Consider the following 22121-nt stretch of genomic DNA (forward strand, 5'->3'; position numbering starts at 1 on the left):
CCTCGCATTAACTTTTGGTCATTTCACAAAGCGTATAATTTAATAAGCGCCCTAAACCACTGACGGTTTGTGATAACGCTTCTTCTACCGCGCCCACCGAGCCATAAATCACCAGTGCGCCGCTAAAACGGTCAAGAAAACCGATATGCACATCGGCGGCTTTCAGTGCTAAATCGCCGGCAATCATCGATGTTTCACCGGGAGTTAGCGTCATAATGCCGATAGCGCCAGCATCGGGAACACCGATTTTCTTCGCCAGCTCCTCGCCGGGATGCGCAATTAAATGCGCCAGCGTGACCTGTTTACCGGGAACAAATTCCTGAATGATGCGTTCTTTATCCATGAGTCGCCGCCTGTGAAAAATCTGGCGCTATCGTGACAATTTTTCGTCAGAGTAAATAACAAAATTCGGCAAGGGAGTTTAAAAGGTGAGGTAGATCACTAAGAATTGAGAGATATTTTATCTAATGCATAAATTTTCATGTACAGCACATGAATATAATTAAATTGATATTGATTTATTTTTATAGGGCGCACTTTATTATTCGAAAAACAAGTAATAATCCCTTCTGATATATTGCGATAAACTGCTTACCCTGAATATTCAGGGTAAGCGTAAGAGTTAAGAAAGAATTACAGCGGCTGGGTTTGCGCTTCAACCACGGCCAGCGCCACCATGTTGACGATACGACGTACCGATGCGATTGGCGTTAATACATGAACCGGTTTCGCCACGCCCATCAGCACTGGACCAACCGTCACACCTTCCGAGCTGGAAACGCGCAATAAGTTGTAACTAATGCGGGCAGCTTCCATATTCGGCATCACCAGAATATTAGCGGAACCTTTCAGGGTGCTGTCCGGCATCCGGTCGTTGCGAATCGCTTCCACCAGCGCCGCATCACCGTGCATTTCGCCATCAATCATCAGTTCTGGCGCACGCTCCCTGACCAGTTCCAGAGCTTTACGCATTTTGCTGGACGACGGGCAGTTTGAAGAACCGAAGTTGGAGTGCGACAGTAAGGCAACGCGAGGCTCAATACCGAAACGACGAACAGTCTCTGCCGCCATCAGCGTGATCTCCGCCAGCTCTTCTGCGTCTGGATCATCGTTGACGTAGGTGTCAGCAATAAAGGTGTTACCACTCGGCAGCAGCAGCGCGTTCATTGCGCCAGCGGTGTGAACGCCATCGCGATAACCAAACACATTTTTCACCACGCCGAAGTGTTCGTGATAATCCCCCACCGTACCGCAGATCATCGCATCGGCTTCACCACGCTGAACCATAATCGCGCCGATCACTGTCGGGTTACCGATCAGCGCACGCTGCGCCTGTTCCTGAGTGACCCCACGACGTTTCATGATCTGGAAGTATTCGCTCCAGTACTCTTTAAAGCGCGGATCGGATTCGTTATTGACGATCTCAAAATCAACGCCTGCTTTGATCTGCAAGCCCAGCTTCTGAATGCGCATTTCGATTACGTTCGGACGACCAATAAGAATCGGTTTCGCCAGTCCCAGCGTTACCAGTTCCTGAGTCGCGTGCAAAACGCGCGCCTCTTCCCCTTCCGGCAGCACCACGCGCTTCGGCGCTTTGCGAGCCTGGGAGAAGATCGGCTTCATAAACAGGTTGGTTTTATAAACGAACTCGGTCAGTTTGTCGATGTAGACGTCAAAATCGGCAATCGGACGCGTCGCCACACCAGACTCCATTGCCGCTTTTGCCACCGCTGGCGCAATCTTGACGATCAGACGCGGATCGAACGGTTTAGGAATGATGTATTCCGGGCCAAAGCTCAGATCCTGATCGCCATAGGCAGAAGCAACCACTTCGCTCTGTTCCGCATGAGCCAGTTCAGCAATCGCACGTACCGCCGCCAGTTTCATCTCTTCATTAATAGCGGTTGCGCCAACGTCCAGTGCGCCACGGAAAATGAACGGGAAGCAAAGGACGTTGTTAACCTGGTTCGGGTAGTCGGAACGACCAGTACAGATGATGGCATCCGGGCGCACTTCTTTCGCCAGCGGCGGCAGAATTTCCGGTTCCGGATTCGCCAGCGCCAGGATCATCGGCGCGCGAGCCATTTTCTTCACCATCTCCTGTGTCAGCACTTTCGGACCGGAACAGCCAAGGAAAATATCCGCGCCTTCAATTACATCGTCGAGAGTACGTTTGCCGTCATCCACCACCGCGTAAGCGGCTTTGGTTTCCGCCATGTTCGGCTCTCGCCCCTGATAGATAACGCCTTTCGAGTCACAAACTACAATATTGTGTTTTTGCAGCCCCAGCGCCACCAGCAGGTTCATACAGGCGATTGCGGCCGCCCCCGCGCCGGAAACCACCATCCGCACGTCGGAGATGTTTTTCTCTACCACGCGCAGGCCGTTGAGGATAGCGGCGGTGCTGATGATTGCCGTTCCGTGCTGGTCGTCGTGGAATACCGGAATGTTCATTCGCTGGCGCAGTTTTTGCTCAATATAGAAGCATTCTGGCGCTTTAATGTCTTCGAGGTTGATGCCGCCAAAGGTCGGTTCCAGCGCAGCGACCACTTCGATAAATTTGTCCGGGTCCAACTCATCGACTTCAATGTCAAACACATCAATCCCGGCGAATTTCTTAAACAGAACGCCCTTGCCTTCCATCACCGGTTTGCCTGCCAGCGCGCCAATGTTGCCTAACCCCAGCACCGCCGTACCGTTGGAGATCACCGCCACCAGGTTACCGCGCGCAGTATATTTGTAGGCTTTTAACGGATCTTTCTCGATTTCAAGACAAGGCGCGGCGACGCCAGGTGAGTAGGCCAGCGCCAGATCGCGCTGCGTTGCCAGAGGTTTAGTAGGAGAAACCTGGATTTTTCCTGGAACTGGAAATTCATGGAAATCAAGTGCACTTTGTTTTAACTGGTCATCCATTTGGTTGTTCCTTTCACGTAACGTTCACAAAAATGAGCGGGCAACTGCCTCAGCCCACAACATGGCGCACATTATTACCTTGCCGGAGCTTTCAGACTTTGAGCAAGTCCAAACTCTCCTCATCAAAATAATATTTTGGCAATAATCCTATAACACTGATGTTACCTGCTTAATCCAGCAATACCATGCCTGTCTGCTATGCTTTTTTGATGCGATTAGCGAAATTTCTCAGAAGTGTGAATTAACGCACTCACCTAACACTTTACTTTTCAAGGAGTATTTCCTATGAACGAGTTAGACGGCATCAAACAGTTCACCACTGTCGTGGCAGACAGCGGCGATATTGAGTCCATTCGCCATTATCATCCTCAGGACGCCACCACCAATCCTTCGTTATTACTCAAGGCTGCCGGATTATCACAATATGAGCATTTAATAGACGATGCTATCGCCTGGGGTAAAAAAAATGGTCAAACGCAGGAACAACAAGTGGTAGCTGCCTGCGATAAGCTGGCGGTCAATTTCGGTACAGAAATTCTCAAAATCGTACCCGGTCGTGTATCGACAGAAGTTGACGCACGCCTCTCTTTTGATAAAGAAAAGAGTATTGAGAAAGCGCGTCATCTGGTGGATTTGTACCAACAGCAGGGCGTTGAGAAATCACGCATTCTGATCAAACTGGCTTCAACCTGGGAAGGAATTCGCGCGGCAGAAGAGCTGGAAAAAGAAGGTATTAATTGCAATTTGACGCTGCTGTTTTCCTTTGCACAGGCGCGCGCCTGTGCAGAAGCTGGCGTTTTTCTGATTTCGCCGTTTGTCGGGCGTATTTATGACTGGTATCAGGCGCGCAAGCCGCTGGACCCGTATGTGGTGGAAGAAGATCCGGGCGTCAAATCGGTGCGTAATATCTACGACTATTTCAAGCAGCACCGCTATGAAACCATTGTGATGGGCGCAAGTTTCCGCCGTACCGAGCAAATCCTCGCTTTAACCGGTTGCGATCGTCTGACTATCGCGCCGAACTTGCTGAAAGAGTTGCAGGAAAAAGTCTCGCCAGTCGTCCGCAAATTGATCCCGCCTTCTCAGACGTTCCCACGCCCTGCCCCCATGAGCGAAGCGGAGTTCCGTTGGGAGCACAATCAGGATGCGATGGCAGTAGAAAAACTGTCTGAAGGCATCCGCCTGTTCGCCGTCGATCAACGCAAACTGGAAGATCTTCTTGCCGCCAAACTATAAACCAGCCACGGAGTGTTATATGTCCCGAAAAGACCTTGCCAATGCGATTCGCGCGCTCAGTATGGATGCGGTGCAAAAAGCCAATTCTGGTCATCCCGGCGCGCCGATGGGCATGGCCGATATTGCCGAAGTGCTGTGGAACGACTTTCTTAAACATAACCCCACCGACCCGACCTGGTATGATCGCGACCGCTTTATTCTCTCCAACGGTCACGCGTCGATGCTGCTCTACAGTTTGCTGCATCTGACCGGTTACGACCTGCCGCTGGAAGAGCTGAAGAACTTCCGTCAGTTGCATTCGAAAACCCCAGGACATCCGGAGCTTGGCTATACGCCAGGCGTTGAAACCACCACGGGACCGCTGGGGCAAGGGCTGGCGAACGCGGTTGGACTGGCGATAGCAGAACGTACGCTGGCGGCGCAGTTTAACCAGCCGAACCATGAGATTGTCGATCACTTCACTTATGTGTTTATGGGTGACGGTTGCCTGATGGAAGGTATTTCCCACGAAGTCTGTTCGCTGGCGGGAACGCTGGGGCTGGGCAAGTTGATTGGCTTTTACGACCACAACGGTATTTCCATTGATGGTGAAACCGAAGGCTGGTTTACCGACGATACGGCAAAACGCTTTGAAGCCTATCACTGGCATGTTGTCCATGAAATCGACGGTCACGATCCGCAGGCGGTGAAGCAAGCGATTCTCGAAGCGCAAAGCGTGAAAGATAAACCGTCGTTGATTATCTGCCGCACGGTAATTGGCTTTGGTTCGCCTAATAAAGCGGGTAAAGAAGAGGCGCACGGCGCACCGTTGGGTGAAGAAGAAGTGGCGCTGGCACGGCAAAAACTGGGCTGGCACCATCCGCCATTTGAGATCCCCAAAGAGATTTATCACGCCTGGGATGCCCGCGAAAAAGGCGAAAAAGCGCAGCAGAGCTGGAATGAGAAGTTTGCCGCGTATAAAAAGGCTCATCCGCAACTGGCAGAAGAGTTTACCCGCCGAATGAGTGGTGGTTTGCCGAAAGAGTGGGAGAAAACGACTCAGAAATATATCAATGAGTTGCAGGCAAATCCGGCGAAAATCGCTACCCGTAAGGCGTCGCAAAATACGCTTAACGCTTACGGCCCCATGCTGCCGGAACTGCTCGGCGGTTCGGCGGATCTGGCGCCCAGTAACCTCACCATCTGGAAAGGTTCTGTGTCGCTGAAGGAAGATCTGGCAGGGAATTATATTCACTACGGAGTGCGTGAATTTGGTATGACCGCCATCGCCAACGGTATCGCGCACCACGGTGGATTTGTACCGTATACCGCGACGTTCCTGATGTTTGTTGAATACGCCCGCAACGCCGCGCGGATGGCGGCGCTGATGAAAGCGCGGCAGATTATGGTTTATACCCATGACTCGATTGGTCTGGGCGAAGATGGCCCGACGCACCAGGCGGTTGAGCAACTGGCCAGTTTGCGCTTAACACCGAATTTCAGTACCTGGCGACCGTGCGATCAGGTGGAAGCAGCGGTGGGCTGGAAGCTGGCGGTTGAGCGCCACAACGGGCCGACGGCGCTGATCCTCTCAAGGCAGAATCTGGCGCAGGTGGAACGTACGCCGGATCAGGTAAAAGAGATTGCCCGTGGCGGTTATGTGCTGAAAGACAGCGGCGGCAAGCCGGATATTATTTTGATTGCTACCGGTTCAGAGATGGAAATCACCCTGCAAGCGGCGGAGAAATTAGCGGGAGAAGGTCGCAATGTTCGCGTGGTTTCCCTGCCCTCGACCGATATTTTCGACGCCCAGGATGAGGAATATCGGGAGTCGGTGTTGCCTTCTAACGTTGCGGCTCGCGTGGCAGTGGAAGCAGGCATCGCCGACTACTGGTACAAATACGTCGGCCTGAAAGGTGCGATTGTCGGGATGACGGGTTATGGCGAATCTGCTCCGGCGGATAAATTGTTCCCGTTCTTTGGCTTTACCGCCGAGAATATCGTGGCAAAAGCGCATAAGGTGCTGGGAGTGAAAGGTGCCTGATGCCGGTTTGCCTGATGCGACGCTAACGCGTCTTATTAGGCCTACAAACCGCGCCGGACCGTAGGGCGGATAAGGCGTTTACGCCGCATCCGCCAGATGGCACTCAACGCGTGATCCAAAGCGTAGGCCAGGCGTCTGGCCCATGCCAGTTATCGCAGGTGGGTTCGGCAGCGTAACGCACCAGACGAAAACGCTGGCCGTCAAAACGCCAACGCGTCTGAATACCACAATCACTTAATCCACGGCCTTTCGCTAACGTCACCAGTTCACGCGATTTTTCATCAAATGTCGCGTTCATCAGCTCCAGTTCATTCGTTTCCTGACCGTTGTTGAACGGCAAACGTAACCGTACCGGACGCGAGGCCAGCGGCTTTTTACGCGACACTATCCACGCCAGATCAATGGTGTTATAGGCGCCCGCCTCACAGCTAATCATCATCAATGCTTTATCATCGGTCAGCGCAGTGACATTCACCTCACGACGCAACGGATCAAGCGAACAACGCAGACCATTCATCCGCCAGTTTCCATAATCCAGCAAATCGTTACGTTCTTCGAGTGAGAGTGGTGTCGGCGTTGGGTTAACTACCGCAACCTCTTTCAGCGCAGGCGCAGGCGGTACGCTAAGTGGCGGCTCGTCTCCTTTCTTGATCCACGCAGTTTCACTACCCACGCGCTTTTGCTGGGCATCAATAAACAACAACGCCGCTTTTAATCCATTAAGAGAAATGGTCTGAGCGCCGTCGCGTAAGGTAATAGCCTTCCCTTCCTGAATCATCTGCAAAAACGCGGTGATGGTCTCTGTATCATCGGTCACTAATAACCACGGCGAAATCCGCCACTTGTCCCCGCTTAACGCCAGCGGCTCGCCATCTAACAGCAGTCGTGGCGCTATCGCCTCTTCCGACGCATCCGGCGACTTCAACCCGCCGCGCTCAATACGTAAAACGGCATCGGTATGCGCCCCGGCACTGCGACTGAGAGTCATCACCAGTCCATGATGATTGCCTGTGTTGCGCGCTACGCAGAAATTTTGGTTGTTACAGGTGACCTGCCAGTCAGAAAACGTCCGTTGCGCTGGTGCTGCCCACGCTAAAGACGTCGGCAACAAAGCGAAAAAAAAGAGAAGGAAAATGCGATAGCGCATGGACGGTACGACCCCAGAAGTTCAAACAAACAGCACAAGTCGTATCTTCGTTGCGCAGGTAGCGCGGCTCAATCGGATTTATCGGATTGAGCCAATAATAAACAACGAAATATTATTGTTATTTTTCAGTCCATTAAATGTGACGATTGCAAATAGTTAAGCAATAACACCGTCTTACCATCACGTATCTCGCCGGTTTTGATCATCTCCAACGCCTGGCTGAACGGCAGCTCGAGCACTTCAATATCTTCATCTTCGACGCCGCCCCCCGCGTTAGCACGCTGACTGTCACTGTATTCGGCGATAAAAAAGTGGATTAGCTCGGTCACACCACCAGGCGACATGTACAGTTCAAATAATTTGCGTACTTCGCCAACCTCATAGCCCGTCTCTTCAATCGCTTCTTTGCGAATGCACACTTCGGGTTCGTCGTTGTCCAGCAACCCGGCACAAGTTTCAATCAATTGCCCGCTTTCATTGCCATTAACCCAGGTAGCGACGCGGAACTGACGAATCAGAACTACAGTCTTTTTCTTCGCGTTGTACAGGAGGATCGTCGCGCCATTGCCGCGATCGTAAACTTCACGTTTATGGCGGATAACTTCGCCATCTTTGCGGGTGAGATCGTAGGTAATGTTGTGCAGGGTGAAATAGTTATCGGAGAGAATTTTGTCTTTGATGAGGGTGATTTGTTGCGTCATACCGACTCCACAGCGCGAAATGAACAAGTATCTTACGCTGTGAAGTCGGGTTTGTCTGCGGATGGAATTAGTGAGATTTGACTGATTTTATCCCCAGCCAGTCAATAATTCCCTGCGCCGCATGGCGCCCTTCCGCCATTGCAGTCACCACCAGATCCGCACCGCGCACGGCATCGCCACCAGCGAAGATTTTCGGGTTCGTCGTCTGGTAACGGTACTGACTTTCAACATCAGCCACGATGCGCCCCCATTTATCCACCGTTACACCGTGTGACTGAAGCCACGGCATATCATGCGGATTAAAACCAAACGCCATAATCACCGCGTCGGCTGGCATGACAAATTCACTGCCTTCCACCGGCACCGGACGCCGACGCCCTTGTGCATCCGGCTCGCCAAGACGCGTACGCAGGAAACGAATCCCGCAGACGTGACCTTGCTCATTCAGCTCAAGCGCCACTGGCTGGACGTTAAATTCGAAGTTAGCCCCCTCTTCGCGGGCGTTCTTCACCTCTTTTTTCGAACCGGGCATGTTAGCTTCGTCACGACGATAGGCACAGGTGACGTTACTTGCGCCGTGGCGCAGTGCGGTGCGCACACAGTCCATCGCGGTGTCGCCGCCGCCCAGTACCACGACATTTAGCCCGGCGGTATTGATAAACGGCTCTTCCGGTAGCTCTTCAAGCCCCATCACCTGTTTGGTGTTGGCAATAAGGAACGGCAGCGCGTCATAAACGCCCGGCGCATCTTCATTGGGTAAGCCCGCTTTCATGGAACGGTAAGTGCCGACGCCAACGAAGACTGCGTCGTACTGTTCGAGCAGCGAATCCAAAGAGACATCTTTACCCACTTCACAATTGAGTTTGAAGTGGATCCCCATTGCGCTGAAGATTTCCCGACGGCGCGCCATCAGCGATTTATCCAGTTTGAAAGAAGGAATGCCAAAGGTGAGCAAGCCACCGATTTCTGGATGGCGATCGTATACCGTCACCTCCACGCCGTTGCGTGTCAGGACGTCCGCACAGGCCAGCCCTGCAGGACCCGCACCGATAATCGCCACTCGCTTGTCCACTTTGGTGACATGGCTTAAGTCAGGACGCCAGCCTTTCGCCAGCGCCTGATCTGAAATGTAGCGTTCAATATTGCCGATAGTCACCGCACCGTGTTCGTCGCGAATAGTGCAGGCACCTTCACACAAACGGTCTTGCGGACAGACGCGTCCGGTAATTTCCGGCAGGGTGTTGGTCTGGTGAGAAAGCTCGACGGCTGCGTCGATATTTCCGGCTTTCACCAGTTCTATCCACTGCGGAATATGGTTATGCAGCGGACAGGTCCATTCACAAACGCTGTGCTCGCCGCACTTCAGGCAGCGCGAGGCTTCCCGCTGTGCCTGGTCGGCGCGAAACGGCAGATAAATTTCATCAAAGCCGGTTTTGCGCGCTTCAATTGCCAGTTTATCCGGCTCGCCGCGCGCGGGCGTTGCCTGCATTTGCTCGACTTTACTCATTACCGGCATTTCTTGTGCCGCTGTACTGGTATGCCACGGTTGATGTTCCTGACGTGCAGTGCGCAAGCGGCGAGATTTCGCTATGCCGGAGAGTGCGGCGTCGGTAACCAGTTGCAGCGCATCCGCCGGGCAGTTTTCGACACAGGCGGGGCCGTTTTCTCGCCCTGCGCACAGGTCGCATTTATGTGCCGTGGCTTTCACTTTACCCGCTGTGACGGGTGTCAGGACAATCTGCATGGTGCCAAACGGACAGGCCACCACACAGGATTTACAGCCAATACACTTTTGCTGATTGACCTGAATGCTGTCATCAACATGGCTGATAGCGCCATTGGGGCAGCTACGGGCACAGGGCGCATCTTCGCAATGGTGACAGGTCACTGCACTACGTTGCTGCTGATGTTTGATAACCGTAATTCGGGGATGAAAATGGTGTTGGCTCAGGACATGTTGCTCATCATTGTGAGCCATGACACAGGCAATTTCACAAGCATGACAACCCAGACATTGCTGACTGTTGGCCATAATAAAACGATTCATAACGACCTTCTTTTTTGGTTGTAAAAACCTTATTCTTTATATGAGTGTTGTTATTACCCGACTTGCAGGGGAATCGGCAATGTCCATGTGCCCAGAACAAGTAACTATTTCGCTATAAACTGTGGCAGATCAAATAATCCCATCACTGACTAAATTGCGTTTCAACAATCTGGAACATTAATGATTTTATGTGGAGAAGACGCGTGTGATTGTTAAACGACCCGTCTCGGCCAGTCTGGCCAGGGCCTTTTTTTACATTGTGCTGCTGTCGATTCTTTCCACGGGTATCGCTCTGCTAACTCTGGCGAGCAGTTTGCGCGACGCTGAGGCGATCAATATTGCCGGATCGCTGCGTATGCAGAGTTACCGCCTGGGCTACGACTTGCAAAGTGGCAGTCCACAACTCAATGCGCATCGTCAGCTGTTCCAGCAGGCACTGCATTCACCGGTATTAACCAATCTCAACGTCTGGTATGTGCCAGAGGCAGTAAAAACCCGCTATGCGCATCTGAATGCCAACTGGCTGGAGATGAATAATCGGCTCAGCAAGGGTGATTTGCCGTGGTATCAGGCCAATATCGATAATTATGTCAATCAGATAGACCTGTTCGTGCTGGCTTTACAGCACTACGCTGAGCGCAAAATGTTGCTGGTGGTGGCGATTTCGCTGGCTGGCGGCATCGGTATTTTCACACTGGTCTTTTTTACTCTGCGCCGCATACGCCATCAGGTCGTTGCCCCACTGAATCAGCTGGTTACCGCCAGTCAGCGTATTGAACACGGGCAGTTCGGCTCACCGCCGCTGGATACCAGCCTGCCCAATGAGCTGGGACTGCTGGCCAAAACCTTTAACCAGATGTCGAGCGAACTGCATAAATTGTACCGTTCGCTGGAAGCGTCAGTAGAAGAAAAAACCCGCGATCTCCACGAGGCCAAGCGCCGTCTGGAGGTGTTGTATCAGTGTTCGCAGGCGCTGAACACCAGCCAGATTGATGTGCATTGTTTCCGCCATATTTTGCAGATCGTTCGCGACAATGAAGCGGCTGAATATCTGGAGTTGAATGTCGGTGAAAACTGGCGGATTAGTGAAGGAAAGCCAAACACTGAGCTGCCGATGCAGATTTTACCGGTGACGATGCAAGAGACAGTTTACGGCGAGCTGCACTGGCAAAATAGCAACGTGTCGGCCTCCGAACCGCTGCTTAACAGCGTTTCGTCGATGCTGGGGCGCGGTTTGTACTTTAATCAGGCGCAGAAGCATTTTCAGCAGTTGCTGCTGATGGAAGAACGCGCGACCATCGCCCGCGAATTGCACGACTCACTGGCTCAGGTGCTTTCTTATTTGCGTATCCAGTTAACATTACTAAAGCGTTCGATACCGGAAGATAACGCCACCGCACAAAGTATCATGGCCGATTTTTCTCAGGCATTGAATGATGCGTATCGACAGTTACGCGAGCTGTTGACCACTTTCCGCCTGACGCTGCAGCAGGCGGATCTTCCCTCCGCGCTGCGGGAAATGCTGGATACGTTACAAAATCAAACCAGCGCCAAACTGACCCTCGACTGCCGCTTGCCAACCCTGGCACTGGATGCGCAAATGCAGGTGCATTTGTTGCAAATTATTCGCGAAGCGGTGCTGAATGCGATGAAGCACGCCAATGCCAGCGAAATCGCCGTTAGCTGCGTCACCGCGCCGGACGGCAATCACACGGTCTATATTCGTGATAACGGGATCGGCATCGGTGAACCGAAAGAACCTGAAGGCCATTATGGCCTGAATATTATGCGCGAGCGCGCGGAACGACTGGGCGGAACGCTGACTTTTTCACAACCTTCCGGTGGCGGCACGTTAGTGAGTATTAGCTTTCGCTCTGCGGCGGGTGAGGAAAGTCAACTGATGTAATACCTCTTGTTGACCAAAGAATACGGGCACTTAAGGTTCAGTATAAAAGGGAATGATAATTTACATTATCTCCTTTTTTTCTCCACGATTGGCTCGTACCTTGCCGCTACAGTGAAGCAAGTCAAGCCTACAACGATACGCAGAAACACGAGGTCCTCTTTTAATGGCGAATTTCTTTATTGATCGCCCCATTTTTGCCTGGGTACTGGCAATCCTGTTATGTCTGACAGGAACCCTGGCGATTTTTTCATTGCCCGTTGAACAATACCCGGATCTCGCGCCGCCGAACGTGCGAGTGACCGCTAACTATCCCGGCGCATCGGCCCAGACGCTGGAAAACACCGTGACCCAGGTTATCGAGCAGAATATGACTGGCCTCGATAACCTGATGTATATGTCGTCACAAAGCAGCGGCACCGGTCAGGCATCAGTCACCTTAAGTTTTAAAGCTGGCACCGACCCAGACGAGGCGGTGCAGCAGGTACAAAACCAGCTGCAATCGGCCATGCGTAAACTCCCACAGGCAGTACAAAACCAGGGCGTGACAGTACGTAAAACCGGCGATACTAACATCCTGACCATTGCCTTCGTCTCTACCGATGGTTCGATGGATAAGCAGGATATTGCCGACTACGTTGCCAGTAATATTCAGGATCCGCTAAGCCGCGTTAACGGCGTTGGTGATATCGACGCCTACGGTTCACAGTATTCGATGCGTATCTGGCTTGATCCGGCAAAACTGAACAGCTTCCAGATGACGGCTAAAGATGTAACCGACGCCATTGAGTCACAGAACGCGCAGATTGCGGTCGGACAGCTTGGCGGTACACCTTCTGTCGATAAACAAGCATTGAACGCTACCATTAACGCCCAGTCGCTGTTGCAAACGCCTGAACAGTTCCGCGATATCACCTTGCGGGTAAATCAGGATGGTTCGGAAGTGAAACTGGGCGATGTTGCCACCGTCGAAATGGGGGCGGAGAAATACGATTATCTTAGCCGCTTTAATGGTAAGCCTGCCTCCGGTCTGGGGGTAAAACTGGCTTCCGGCGCGAACGAAATGGCCACAGCGAAGCTGGTACTGAACCGGCTCGACGAACTGGCGCAATACTTCCCTCCCGGGCTGGAATATAAGGTGGCGTATGAAACCACCTCGTTTGTTAAAGCCTCCATTGAAGACGTGGTGAAAACCCTGTTAGAAGCTATCGCGCTGGTTTTCCTCGTCATGTATCTGTTCCTGCAAAACTTCCGCGCTACGCTGATTCCAACTATCGCCGTGCCGGTGGTGTTGATGGGCACTTTCTCCGTGCTTTACGCCTTCGGTTACAGCGTCAACACCTTAACCATGTTCGCGATGGTGCTGGCGATTGGTCTACTGGTGGATGACGCCATTGTGGTGGTGGAAAACGTCGAACGTATTATGAGTGAGGAAGGACTCACTCCTCGCGAAGCCACACGTAAATCGATGGGGCAGATCCAGGGGGCACTAGTCGGGATTGCGATGGTTCTTTCGGCGGTATTTGTACCAATGGCCTTCTTCGGCGGCACCACCGGAGCTATCTATCGCCAGTTCTCTATTACCATTGTTGCGGCGATGGTGCTGTCGGTACTGGTGGCGATGATCCTCACTCCGGCGCTGTGTGCCACGCTACTTAAGCCACTGAAAAAAGGTGAGCATCACGGGCAGAAAGGCTTTTTTGCCTGGTTTAACCAGATGTTCAACCGTAACGCCGAACGCTACGAGAAAGGGGTGGCGAAAATTCTCCACCGCAGCCTGCGCTGGATTGTGATTTATGTCCTGCTGCTTGGCGGTATGGTGTTTCTGTTCCTGCGTTTGCCGACGTCCTTCCTGCCACTGGAAGACCGTGGCATGTTCACCACCTCGGTGCAGCTACCCAGCGGTTCGACCCAGCAACAGACGCTGAAAGTGGTGGAACAGATCGAGAAGTATTACTTCACTCATGAGAAAGACAACATCACGTCGGTATTTGCCACGGTCGGTTCAGGCCCTGGCGGCAACGGGCAAAACGTGGCGCGTATGTTTATCCGCCTGAAAGACTGGAGTGAGCGCGACAGTAAAACCGGCACTTCGTTTGCCATTATCGAACGTGCAACGAAAGAATTTAATAAGATTAAAGAAGCCCGCGTTATCGCCAGCAGCCCGCCGGCAATCAGCGGTCTTGGCAGTTCTGCGGGTTTTGATATGGAGTTGCAGGATCACGCCGGAGCGGGTCACGATGCGCTGATGGCTGCACGTAACCAGTTGCTGGCGCTGGCGGCGGAAAATCCGGAATTAACCCGCGTGCGCCATAACGGTCTTGATGACAGTCCGCAGTTACAGATTGATATCGACCAGCGTAAAGCTCAGGCGCTGGGCGTTGCTATTGACGATATTAACGACACGCTGCAAACCGCGTGGGGTTCGAGCTATGTAAATGACTTTATGGATCGCGGTCGCGTGAAGAAAGTTTATGTGCAGGCCGCCGCGCCGTATCGGATGCTGCCGGATGATATCAACCTGTGGTATGTGCGTAACAAAGACGGTGGGATGGTGCCCTTCTCTGCCTTCGCGACCTCCCGCTGGGAGACAGGTTCGCCCCGTCTGGAACGTTATAACGGCTATTCCGCAGTTGAAATTGTCGGGGAGGCCGCACCAGGCGTCAGTACCGGTACGGCGATGGATATTATGGAATCGTTAGTGAAGCAGTTGCCAAACGGCTTTGGCCTGGAGTGGACGGCGATGTCGTATCAGGAACGGCTTTCTGGCGCGCAGGCTCCGGCGCTGTACGCCATTTCATTACTGGTGGTATTCCTGTGTCTGGCGGCGCTGTATGAAAGCTGGTCGGTGCCGTTCTCCGTAATGCTGGTCGTGCCGCTGGGGGTCATCGGCGCGCTGCTGGCAACCTGGATGCGCGGGCTGGAAAACGACGTTTACTTCCAGGTGGGTCTATTAACGGTCATTGGTTTATCGGCGAAAAACGCCATCCTCATTGTCGAGTTCGCTAACGAGATGAACCAAAAAGGTCACGACCTGTTTGAAGCGACGCTTTATGCCTGCCGCCAGCGTTTACGCCCGATACTGATGACCTCGCTGGCGTTTATCTTCGGCGTACTGCCGATGGCAATCAGCAGCGGTGCCGGTTCCGGTGGTCAACATGCAGTGGGTACTGGCGTAATGGGGGGAATGATCTCCGCCACCATTCTGGCGATTTACTTCGTGCCGCTGTTCTTTGTGCTGGTACGCCGTCGTTTCCCTCTGAAGCCACGCCCGGAATAAGCAATAAAAAAGGCGACATGCCAACGTGTCGCCTTTTTCAACTTTCTGATAAAGAACCTGTTCATCAGGTTCTTTCATTTTACCTTCTGTCCTGGCAATTACTTGCGAAGCATAACTTCGATAAAGTCTTTCCAGTTCCCCAGTTCACGTTCAATCATAACAACCTCTCTTATAATTATGGGTATTCTACGGAAACAATATACCGTGGTGAAGCTAATTTATTCGATTGCAGTGATTACTACCTCCGGGGCAAAACCTATGTAAATACTATGGCCCTGAGACAGGGATTTTTATGTGATGCAAAGCAACATTTCAACAGATTCATACGGATTCTAATACTTGCTTAATTCTGTTTGAAATACATACAGATACCTAGGGGAATATTCTTAATAATTGCATTCAAAATGCTCACAGTTATTTAATAATTGTTAAGTGAAACACCTTAATAATGTTATATTCCCTGATATTCATTTGCCGGGAAAATGTATTGACCGTTAAATGAGTATTTATTCTTATAAATCGAAAAAGGATTCATTATGGTTACACTTTACGGCATTAAAAATTGTGACACCATTAAAAAGGCTCGCCGTTGGCTGGAAACCAATAACATCGACTATCGTTTCCATGATTATCGCGTTGATGGGCTGGACAGCGAATTATTGAACGGTTTTATCAACGAATTAGGCTGGGAAGCGTTACTCAACACCCGTGGTACTACCTGGCGTAAACTGGACGATACCACGCGCAATAAAATCACCGATGCGGCTTCTGCGGCGGCATTAATGACAGAAATGCCTGCAATTATCAAACGCCCATTGCTCTGCGCGCCAGGGAAGCCTATGCTGCTGGGTTTCAGTGAATCCAGTTATCAGCAATTTTTCCTATGAGGTGTAGTCTATGTCGTGTCCGGTTATTGAGCTGACACAGCAGCTTATTCGCCGCCCATCCTTAAGTCCTGATGACGCAGGATGTCAGGCAATCATTACCGAACGTTTACAGGCGATCGGTTTTACCATCGAACGCATGGACTTTGCGGATACGCAGAATTTTTGGGCGTGGCGTGGACAGGGAGAAACGTTAGCCTTTGCCGGACATACCGACGTTGTACCGCCTGGCGATGCCGACCGTTGGATCAATCCACCATTTGAACCGACCATTCGCGACGGTATGTTATTCGGGCGCGGCGCGGCAGATATGAAAGGGTCGCTGGCGGCGATGGTGGTAGCAGCAGAACGCTTTGTCGCGCAACATCCCAACCATAAAGGTCGACTGGCGTTTCTGATCACCTCAGACGAAGAAGCCAGCGCCCACAACGGCACGGTTAAAGTGGTGGAAACCTTAATGGCACGCCGTGAACGGCTGGATTACTGCCTGGTTGGCGAACCGTCGAGTATCGAAGTGGTCGGTGATGTAGTGAAAAATGGCCGTCGCGGATCGTTGACCTGTAACCTTACTATTCATGGCGTGCAGGGGCATGTGGCCTACCCACACCTTGCAGATAACCCTGTACATCGTGCAGCCCCTTTCCTCAATGAGTTAGTGGCTATCGAGTGGGATCAGGGCAATGAATTTTTCCCGGCAACCAGTATGCAAATAGCCAATATTCAGGCAGGTACTGGCAGTAATAATGTCATTCCGGGTGAGCTGTTTGTACAGTTTAACTTCCGCTTTAGCACCGAACTTACTGATGAGATGATCAAAGCACAGGTGCTTGCCCTGCTGGAAAAACATCAACTGCGTTATACGGTCGATTGGTGGCTTTCCGGGCAGCCATTTTTGACTGCACGCGGTAAACTGGTGGATGCGGTCGTCAACGCGGTTGAGCACTATAATGAAATTAAACCGCAGCTACTGACCACTGGCGGAACGTCCGATGGGCGCTTTATTGCCCGCATGGGGGCGCAGGTGGTGGAACTTGGGCCGGTCAATGCCACTATTCATAAAATTAATGAATGTGTGAACGCTGCCGACCTGCAGCTACTTGCCCGTATGTATCAACGAATCATGGAACAGCTCGTCGCCTGATGAGTGGTTCTGCAAGAGGAAATAAGCATGGACTGGCTGGCTAAATATTGGTGGATTCTGGTGATTGTCTTTTTGGTAGGCGTCCTGCTGAATGTGATCAAAGATCTCAAGCGCGTCGACCATAAGAAATTTCTCGCCAACAAGCCGGAGCTTCCCCCACATCGTGATTTCAACGATAAATGGGACGATGACGACGACTGGCCGAAGAAGGATCAACCGAAGAAGTAAGCTGGAGGGGCCGGATAATGTCTGGCGCTCAACCGTAGGCCTGATAAGACGCGTCAGCGTCGCATCAGGCATCATAGCCGGATGCGGCGTGAACGCCTTATCCGGCCTACGCATCCGGCACCTGTCTTTTACATCATTTCAATCACATCATCATCGTCGGGCTTACCGCCGCTTAACGCTTCGTCGAAGTAATGTTTCGGAATGGTATAACGCAAGTGATCCAGGGCAAATTGCATACTGCGATTATCGATCGCATGACCTAAATCCTCCACGATATCCAGCGTCACATCTCCACCGGCGTTAATTAACGCTTCCTGTGCCGCGACCGCATGAGCCAGATCGATAACCGGATCTTCACCACCGTGGATCAGGTGAATTGTTGTAGCAGTAGAAGCTGTTTCCGGCAGGCTGGCATAGCGTCCGTTAAAGGCGATGACGCGTGAGGCAAGACCCGGTTCGGCTTTAATGCTCTCCAGCGCCATAATCGCGCCTTGTGAGAAACCGATCAGCGCCGTAGCGTTAGCCCCTACTCCGCTCTGTTTCTGCCAGTAGCGTACCGCCTCAATAAACGTCGGCATGATGGCATCCACCCGCGCCTGGCGATTCTCTTCCGTTACGCCCTGCACCGAAAACCATTGACGCCCCGCCGGATTACCGCTCGGCTCAGCACCACCGACACTTACCACCAGCGCATCTGGAAACAACGGTGCAAACCAGCTACCGATTTCCCCCATTGCCACCGGATTATCCCCGACACCGTGGAAAAGCAGTAACAACTGTTGGGCAGGTTTATCCGGGCTTTGAACAACAAAATGGTCATGTTTCATGGCGAACTCCTTAACTGATGTCATTAATTTTACGCCGCTGCCCCACAATGACCATGGGATAAAATTGAAGGAGTCAGTGAAAAAATTGCCATTGTGTTATGCGATTGCGCAGGCGTTCAGTGCGGACATCATCAAGTGCGAATAGTGCCTGCGCGGCTTCTTCGCGTTGGCGAACCAGCAATGCCTTACGGCCTGAAAGTTTAAGTGTGGTACATAACTGCGCGTCGCTGATGTTTTTCTGCAACCGTCCTCGCAGCGCCGGTAATGCCAGTTCACTGGTTTGCAGCAGGCGTGTTAAACAACCTAACGACGTTAAAAGGGGACGATGAGCGAAAGCAAAACCGGTCAGTTCAAGCCAGTCATCATCAGAAAGCATGATGTCGTTTAACGGATCAACCGGGATGCTTTCACCATTCCACTGCATGAGAATTTGCACGTCGCGGCGTAAACGATAATGCTCACGTTGTGCCAGTTGTTTACCCGCTTCGCTCATTGGTAACAGCGCCATCGCCGTATAACAGCCGCTGCTGGCTTCGCGATGATTGCCCATCCGTACCAGCACAAAACCGCAGCGTTGCCAGAAACGCCATAATTCCTCGGTGTAGCCAAAACTCACTGAAAGATAGTCGAAGCTATGCATGTATTGCACTGCGTCAGCAATAAGTTGCTGCCCTGTGCCTTCCCGCTGACGCGCCGGATGGACTGCAATGCGGCTGACACGCCGCCCGCGTAACGTCGCCGCCAGTGGATTGCTGCCGTGTGCCGCCAGCGACTGAGCTACCAGGTTGCCACGCGGGCGACGAAAACCTGCCCAGACCGCCTGACTCAGTTCTTCAGATAATCCCCCTTCATCCACCAGCCACAGCGCCCCGGCGATCTCGTTTTCACCTGCCGCCTGTAAAAAATGTTGCCCCGGCGCGTCCATCATCCGTCGTAAATCCAGCGGCGAAGTCCGGTAGTGCGCACCAGACAATAACTGGTAAACCTTTAACGGCGTTTCTGGCTCGCTTCGCCATAAAGTCTGTTCAAATGCAGAAATGACGATGTTGCCTTGGGGTACGCGCGTGAAGGTTTCATCGTCAAAAACCAGTGCCTCGCTAACCACTTTTTCCAGAGGGCACCCCTGTGCCCAACGGATCGGCTGTTGCAATTCAAAACGCTGCAAATGCGGGAAGCGGGCGCAAAATTTCAGCAAAAAGCCACGTCCGGTGCCTTCATAGCCCTGCACCGTAGTGGTTAACAAAGTACGCGGAAAGCGTGATACCAGTTGATGTAATAGTGGGGCGGGTATTGCAGCAGCTTCATCGATGACCAGCCAGTCGGCTTTTTCTTCACTGAACAGCAATGCATCCGGCGCAACAAAACGAAACTTATCTCCGGCAAACTGGGCCAGCACATCCGTTGCGGCTCTCGCAGGCGCAGTGACTATCGCTCTGCCCGCAATACGGGAAATGAGTTGCCCTGCCAGCGCCGACTTACCGCGTCCGCGCGCAGCAGTTACCGCTGTCACGCCCGGTGGCATAGTCAGAAGCTGCTGTAGTATCTGTTGTTGTTCCGGTTGCGGTGTGCCGGTAGCGGATTGCCAGTCAGAGCGGGGAACAAAATCCGCCAGCATTAGTGGCTGGTCTTGTCGCCAGAGAATAGCGTCGTCATCTGCCACAAGTACGCGTTTGAGATGCTGGACAAAATGCGGTGTAGCGATGGGACTGGCGCAATCACTCCAGCGCAGCGAATCAGCATCGGGATGGTTTTCCCATTCTTCCCATACAGGGAGTAACAAAACCAGCCAACTGCCCGCTTTCAGCGTTCCACCAAGCGCCGCAAAGGCTGCGGCATCAAAGCCCTGGCGGGCATCGAATACCGAATGTTGGAACTCGCGCCCAAGTAAAGTTTGTAGCGCCGCTGGCGTACAGTGGTTTTCAGAAGTTGGCTGCGGCGATACCCACAGCCAGTCGCCGGGTAATGCGTCACGCAATTTAAGCGCATGTTCACAACACCAGCACGCTTCCCCGCTCAACACCAACAGGCGGCGAATCCCTTCGCGTTTCATTTGCGCTGTTAATGTGTGTAGCGCGGTCAGTTCAGCCATCCCTGCCCCGAAAGTTAAATGCTTTTACCGAAAGTATTGCATTGTGCCGGATCGCCGCTGTCGAAACCACGTTTAAACCAGCTATAGCGTTGTTGGGATGTACCATGAGTAAAGCTGTCCGGCACTACCCGCCCCTGACTTTGCTGCTGTAAGCGGTCATCGCCGATGGCTTGCGCCGCATTCAGCGCCTCTTCCAGATCGCCAGTTTCCAGAACGCCTTGTTGCTGCATACTGTGCCCCCAGACACCGGCAAAGCAATCAGCCTGGAGTTCCATACGCACAGACAAGCGGTTCACTTCCGCTTGCGTCGCGTTTTGTTGCAATTGACGAACTTTCGGTTCAATGCCTAACAGTTTCTGCACATGATGACCGACTTCATGGGCGATAACGTATCCCTGAGCGAAATCACCATCCGCACCCAGTTTGTCTTTCATGTCATCATAGAAAGAGAGATCGATATAGACCGTACCATCCGCCGGGCAATAGAACGGCCCCATAATGGACTGTCCGGCGCCGCAACCGGTGCGCGTCATTCCGCGATACATCACCAGCTTCGGTTGCTGATAAGTCTTACCCATTTTCTCGAATTGCTGCCCCCAGGTGTCTTCCGTGGTTGCCAGAATTACCGAGGTGAATTTTGCCGCTTCGTCTTCATTTGGGCTAATTGAGCGCGTTGATTGCTGTTGGGAAATCGGCTGTCCGGTCATCAACCCAGTTAAATCAACACCATAGTAGCCAGCGACCAGCACCACTACCAGTAAAATCAGCCCACCTTTACCGCTTGGCAGACGAAAACCGGGACCGCCCATTGACGGACCACCAGAGCTGTTTCGCCTGTCTTCAACATTGTCACTTTCACGACGCCCTTGCCAGCGCATAGATACCTCAACAATATATTCATTATAGTGATGATCGTAGGTGCTTCAGAGGAAGATTACCACAGAAAAACGGGAGGAAATGATGGAGGAATTAAGGCTTCATTCCTCGTTATATAATTTACGAATGTTAGAAGTAAAAGAGAATGTTAGCTCCAGTCTTCTAGTCTGATTCCCGCTACTCGCTCAAACTCTCGGGTATTGTTGGTAACCACAATCAAACCGCGACTGCGAGCATGTCCCGCTATCATCTGGTCAAAAGGTCCAACGGGCCTTCCCTGCCGGGCAAGCTCGGCTCTGATTTGCCCAGTATGCGTCGCAGCAGCACTATCATAATCAAGCACTTCCAAACGAGATACGAAACCTTCAATCACCGCTAAATTGCGTTCTGGCATCTGACTTTTTTCTGCCCCATAGATAAGCTCCATCAATGTTACAGAACTTATACACATCCGGCCAGAATTCAGGTTAAAGCGATCCCTGACATGTAATGGTTTATTCTTAATAGTGAAAATACAGATATTGGTATCCAGCATGAATTTCAGCATCAGAATGATTCCCTTTCCTGCATTGCGGGTTGATCACGGATATCCATAAAATCCGCACTTACATTTTCGCCATCAAACCAACTGTCCCAGGACTCACCAACGGGAGTAATGATTCTTGTACGACCAATCGCAATAATTTCTACTTTCTTAACGTCTTCTGGCAGAGCGACCGCTTTAGGTAATCTGACAGCCTGACTGCGATTACTTAAAAATACAGTAGTTTCCATAGCCCCCCCTTCTTTGGGATATACGTTATGTATATACATATTGGCTTGGTAT

Annotated in this window: 18 protein-coding genes; 7 read left to right on the top strand and 11 right to left on the bottom strand. The window is 52.0% G+C overall.

Going from position 1 to position 22121, the window contains the following annotated elements:
- Window positions 1–7: 7 nt before the first annotated feature.
- Complete coding sequence (gene eutS / locus WC5_RS00855) at window positions 8–343, bottom strand: ethanolamine utilization microcompartment protein EutS (RefSeq protein WP_000356957.1); 336 nt, start codon at window positions 341–343, stop codon at window positions 8–10.
- 290 nt (window positions 344–633) lie between these two features.
- A complete protein-coding gene (maeB, locus tag WC5_RS00850) occupies window positions 634–2913 on the bottom strand; it encodes an NADP-dependent oxaloacetate-decarboxylating malate dehydrogenase (RefSeq protein WP_000342665.1) in 2280 nt (759 codons plus the stop codon).
- 285 nt (window positions 2914–3198) lie between these two features.
- On the opposite strand from maeB, the gene tal reads away from it, so the two are divergent.
- Complete coding sequence (gene tal, locus WC5_RS00845; RefSeq protein WP_001003728.1) at window positions 3199–4149, top strand: transaldolase; 951 nt, start codon at window positions 3199–3201, stop codon at window positions 4147–4149.
- A gap of 19 nt (window positions 4150–4168) precedes the next feature.
- Entirely contained in the window at window positions 4169–6172 is a 2004-nt protein-coding gene (gene tkt / locus WC5_RS00840) for a transketolase (RefSeq protein ID WP_000087341.1), read from the top strand.
- Between the two features lie 103 nt (window positions 6173–6275).
- On the opposite strand, the gene WC5_RS00835 is transcribed toward tkt, so the two are convergent.
- The 3 genes from WC5_RS00835 to aegA all read right to left on the bottom strand — a co-directional run bounded on the left by WC5_RS00835 (window position 6276) and on the right by aegA (window position 10067).
- On the bottom strand, window positions 6276–7319 hold the full coding sequence (locus WC5_RS00835) for a DUF1176 domain-containing protein (protein ID WP_024192253.1): 1044 nt from the start codon (window positions 7317–7319) through the stop codon (window positions 6276–6278).
- A gap of 125 nt (window positions 7320–7444) precedes the next feature.
- Window positions 7445–8020, bottom strand: a complete 576-nt coding sequence (gene nudK / locus WC5_RS00830) for a GDP-mannose pyrophosphatase NudK (protein ID WP_010350316.1) — start codon at window positions 8018–8020, stop codon at window positions 7445–7447.
- Window positions 8021–8087: 67 nt separating this feature from the next.
- A complete protein-coding gene (aegA, locus tag WC5_RS00825) occupies window positions 8088–10067 on the bottom strand; it encodes a formate-dependent uric acid utilization protein AegA (RefSeq protein WP_001078904.1) in 1980 nt (659 codons plus the stop codon).
- 205 nt (window positions 10068–10272) lie between these two features.
- Between aegA and narQ the strand changes: the two genes are divergently transcribed.
- Together narQ and acrD are read left to right on the top strand one after the other, a co-directional pair.
- Entirely contained in the window at window positions 10273–11973 is a 1701-nt protein-coding gene (gene narQ / locus WC5_RS00820) for a nitrate/nitrite two-component system sensor histidine kinase NarQ (protein WP_010350314.1), read from the top strand.
- Between the two features lie 163 nt (window positions 11974–12136).
- Complete coding sequence (gene acrD / locus WC5_RS00815) at window positions 12137–15250, top strand: multidrug efflux RND transporter permease AcrD (protein WP_001263109.1); 3114 nt, start codon at window positions 12137–12139, stop codon at window positions 15248–15250.
- A 98-nt stretch (window positions 15251–15348) separates the two neighbouring features.
- On the opposite strand, the gene ypfM is transcribed toward acrD, so the two are convergent.
- Window positions 15349–15408, bottom strand: coding sequence for a protein YpfM (gene ypfM / locus WC5_RS25055; protein WP_001386977.1), 60 nt, complete (start codon window positions 15406–15408; stop codon window positions 15349–15351).
- Between the two features lie 378 nt (window positions 15409–15786).
- On the opposite strand from ypfM, the gene WC5_RS00810 reads away from it, so the two are divergent.
- From WC5_RS00810 to WC5_RS00800, 3 genes are read left to right on the top strand one after another with little or no spacing between them, the layout of a single operon-like run.
- Entirely contained in the window at window positions 15787–16137 is a 351-nt protein-coding gene (locus tag WC5_RS00810; RefSeq protein ID WP_000258261.1) for an ArsC family reductase, read from the top strand.
- A 10-nt stretch (window positions 16138–16147) separates the two neighbouring features.
- Window positions 16148–17275 carry a succinyl-diaminopimelate desuccinylase gene (gene dapE, locus WC5_RS00805; RefSeq protein WP_001277781.1) on the top strand — a complete coding sequence of 376 codons (1128 nt, stop codon included), beginning with the start codon at window positions 16148–16150 and terminating at the stop codon, window positions 17273–17275.
- Window positions 17276–17302: 27 nt separating this feature from the next.
- Window positions 17303–17503: a YpfN family protein gene (locus WC5_RS00800; RefSeq protein WP_000383836.1), complete on the top strand. Its 201-nt coding sequence runs from the start codon at window positions 17303–17305 to the stop codon at window positions 17501–17503.
- A gap of 128 nt (window positions 17504–17631) precedes the next feature.
- On the opposite strand, the gene ypfH is transcribed toward WC5_RS00800, so the two are convergent.
- From ypfH to vapB, 5 genes are all read right to left on the bottom strand, one after another.
- Window positions 17632–18330 (bottom strand): esterase, encoded by a 699-nt coding sequence (ypfH, locus tag WC5_RS00795; RefSeq protein WP_000679837.1) that lies wholly within the window; start codon window positions 18328–18330, stop codon window positions 17632–17634.
- A 73-nt stretch (window positions 18331–18403) separates the two neighbouring features.
- Window positions 18404–20419 carry a tRNA cytosine(34) acetyltransferase TmcA gene (tmcA, locus tag WC5_RS00790; protein ID WP_000829307.1) on the bottom strand — a complete coding sequence of 672 codons (2016 nt, stop codon included), beginning with the start codon at window positions 20417–20419 and terminating at the stop codon, window positions 18404–18406.
- Between the two features lie 14 nt (window positions 20420–20433).
- The gene (gene ypfJ / locus WC5_RS00785) at window positions 20434–21297 is read right to left on the bottom strand and encodes a KPN_02809 family neutral zinc metallopeptidase (protein WP_001267512.1); all 864 of its coding nucleotides are present in this window, start codon (window positions 21295–21297) and stop codon (window positions 20434–20436) included.
- A gap of 146 nt (window positions 21298–21443) precedes the next feature.
- A complete protein-coding gene (gene vapC / locus WC5_RS00780; RefSeq protein ID WP_000911326.1) occupies window positions 21444–21842 on the bottom strand; it encodes a type II toxin-antitoxin system tRNA(fMet)-specific endonuclease VapC in 399 nt (132 codons plus the stop codon).
- Window positions 21842–22069 carry a toxin-antitoxin system antitoxin VapB gene (vapB, locus tag WC5_RS00775; protein WP_000450525.1) on the bottom strand — a complete coding sequence of 76 codons (228 nt, stop codon included), beginning with the start codon at window positions 22067–22069 and terminating at the stop codon, window positions 21842–21844. Before vapB ends, vapC begins: the two co-directional genes overlap by 1 nt.
- Between the last annotated feature and the right edge of the window lie 52 nt (window positions 22070–22121).

This window comes from Escherichia sp. KTE114 (assembly GCF_000407765.1).
Taxonomy (GTDB): Bacteria; Pseudomonadota; Gammaproteobacteria; order Enterobacterales; family Enterobacteriaceae; genus Escherichia; species Escherichia ruysiae.

Bases quoted from the DNA above. Each gene is read 5' to 3' on its own strand.
- eutS (WP_000356957.1), bottom strand. From the start codon at position 343: ATGGATAAAGAACGCATCATTCAGGAATTTGTTCCCGGTAAACAGGTC.
- maeB (WP_000342665.1), bottom strand. From the start codon at position 2,913: ATGGATGACCAGTTAAAACAAAGTGCACTTGATTTCCATGAATTTCCA.
- tal (WP_001003728.1), top strand. From the start codon at position 3,199: ATGAACGAGTTAGACGGCATCAAACAGTTCACCACTGTCGTGGCAGAC.
- tkt (WP_000087341.1), top strand. From the start codon at position 4,169: ATGTCCCGAAAAGACCTTGCCAATGCGATTCGCGCGCTCAGTATGGAT.
- WC5_RS00835 (WP_024192253.1), bottom strand. From the start codon at position 7,319: ATGCGCTATCGCATTTTCCTTCTCTTTTTTTTCGCTTTGTTGCCGACG.
- nudK (WP_010350316.1), bottom strand. From the start codon at position 8,020: ATGACGCAACAAATCACCCTCATCAAAGACAAAATTCTCTCCGATAAC.
- aegA (WP_001078904.1), bottom strand. From the start codon at position 10,067: ATGAATCGTTTTATTATGGCCAACAGTCAGCAATGTCTGGGTTGTCAT.
- acrD (WP_001263109.1), top strand. From the start codon at position 12,137: ATGGCGAATTTCTTTATTGATCGCCCCATTTTTGCCTGGGTACTGGCA.
- WC5_RS00810 (WP_000258261.1), top strand. From the start codon at position 15,787: ATGGTTACACTTTACGGCATTAAAAATTGTGACACCATTAAAAAGGCT.
- dapE (WP_001277781.1), top strand. From the start codon at position 16,148: ATGTCGTGTCCGGTTATTGAGCTGACACAGCAGCTTATTCGCCGCCCA.
- WC5_RS00800 (WP_000383836.1), top strand. From the start codon at position 17,303: ATGGACTGGCTGGCTAAATATTGGTGGATTCTGGTGATTGTCTTTTTG.
- ypfH (WP_000679837.1), bottom strand. From the start codon at position 18,330: ATGAAACATGACCATTTTGTTGTTCAAAGCCCGGATAAACCTGCCCAA.
- tmcA (WP_000829307.1), bottom strand. From the start codon at position 20,419: ATGGCTGAACTGACCGCGCTACACACATTAACAGCGCAAATGAAACGC.
- ypfJ (WP_001267512.1), bottom strand. From the start codon at position 21,297: ATGCGCTGGCAAGGGCGTCGTGAAAGTGACAATGTTGAAGACAGGCGA.
- vapC (WP_000911326.1), bottom strand. From the start codon at position 21,842: ATGCTGAAATTCATGCTGGATACCAATATCTGTATTTTCACTATTAAG.
- vapB (WP_000450525.1), bottom strand. From the start codon at position 22,069: ATGGAAACTACTGTATTTTTAAGTAATCGCAGTCAGGCTGTCAGATTA.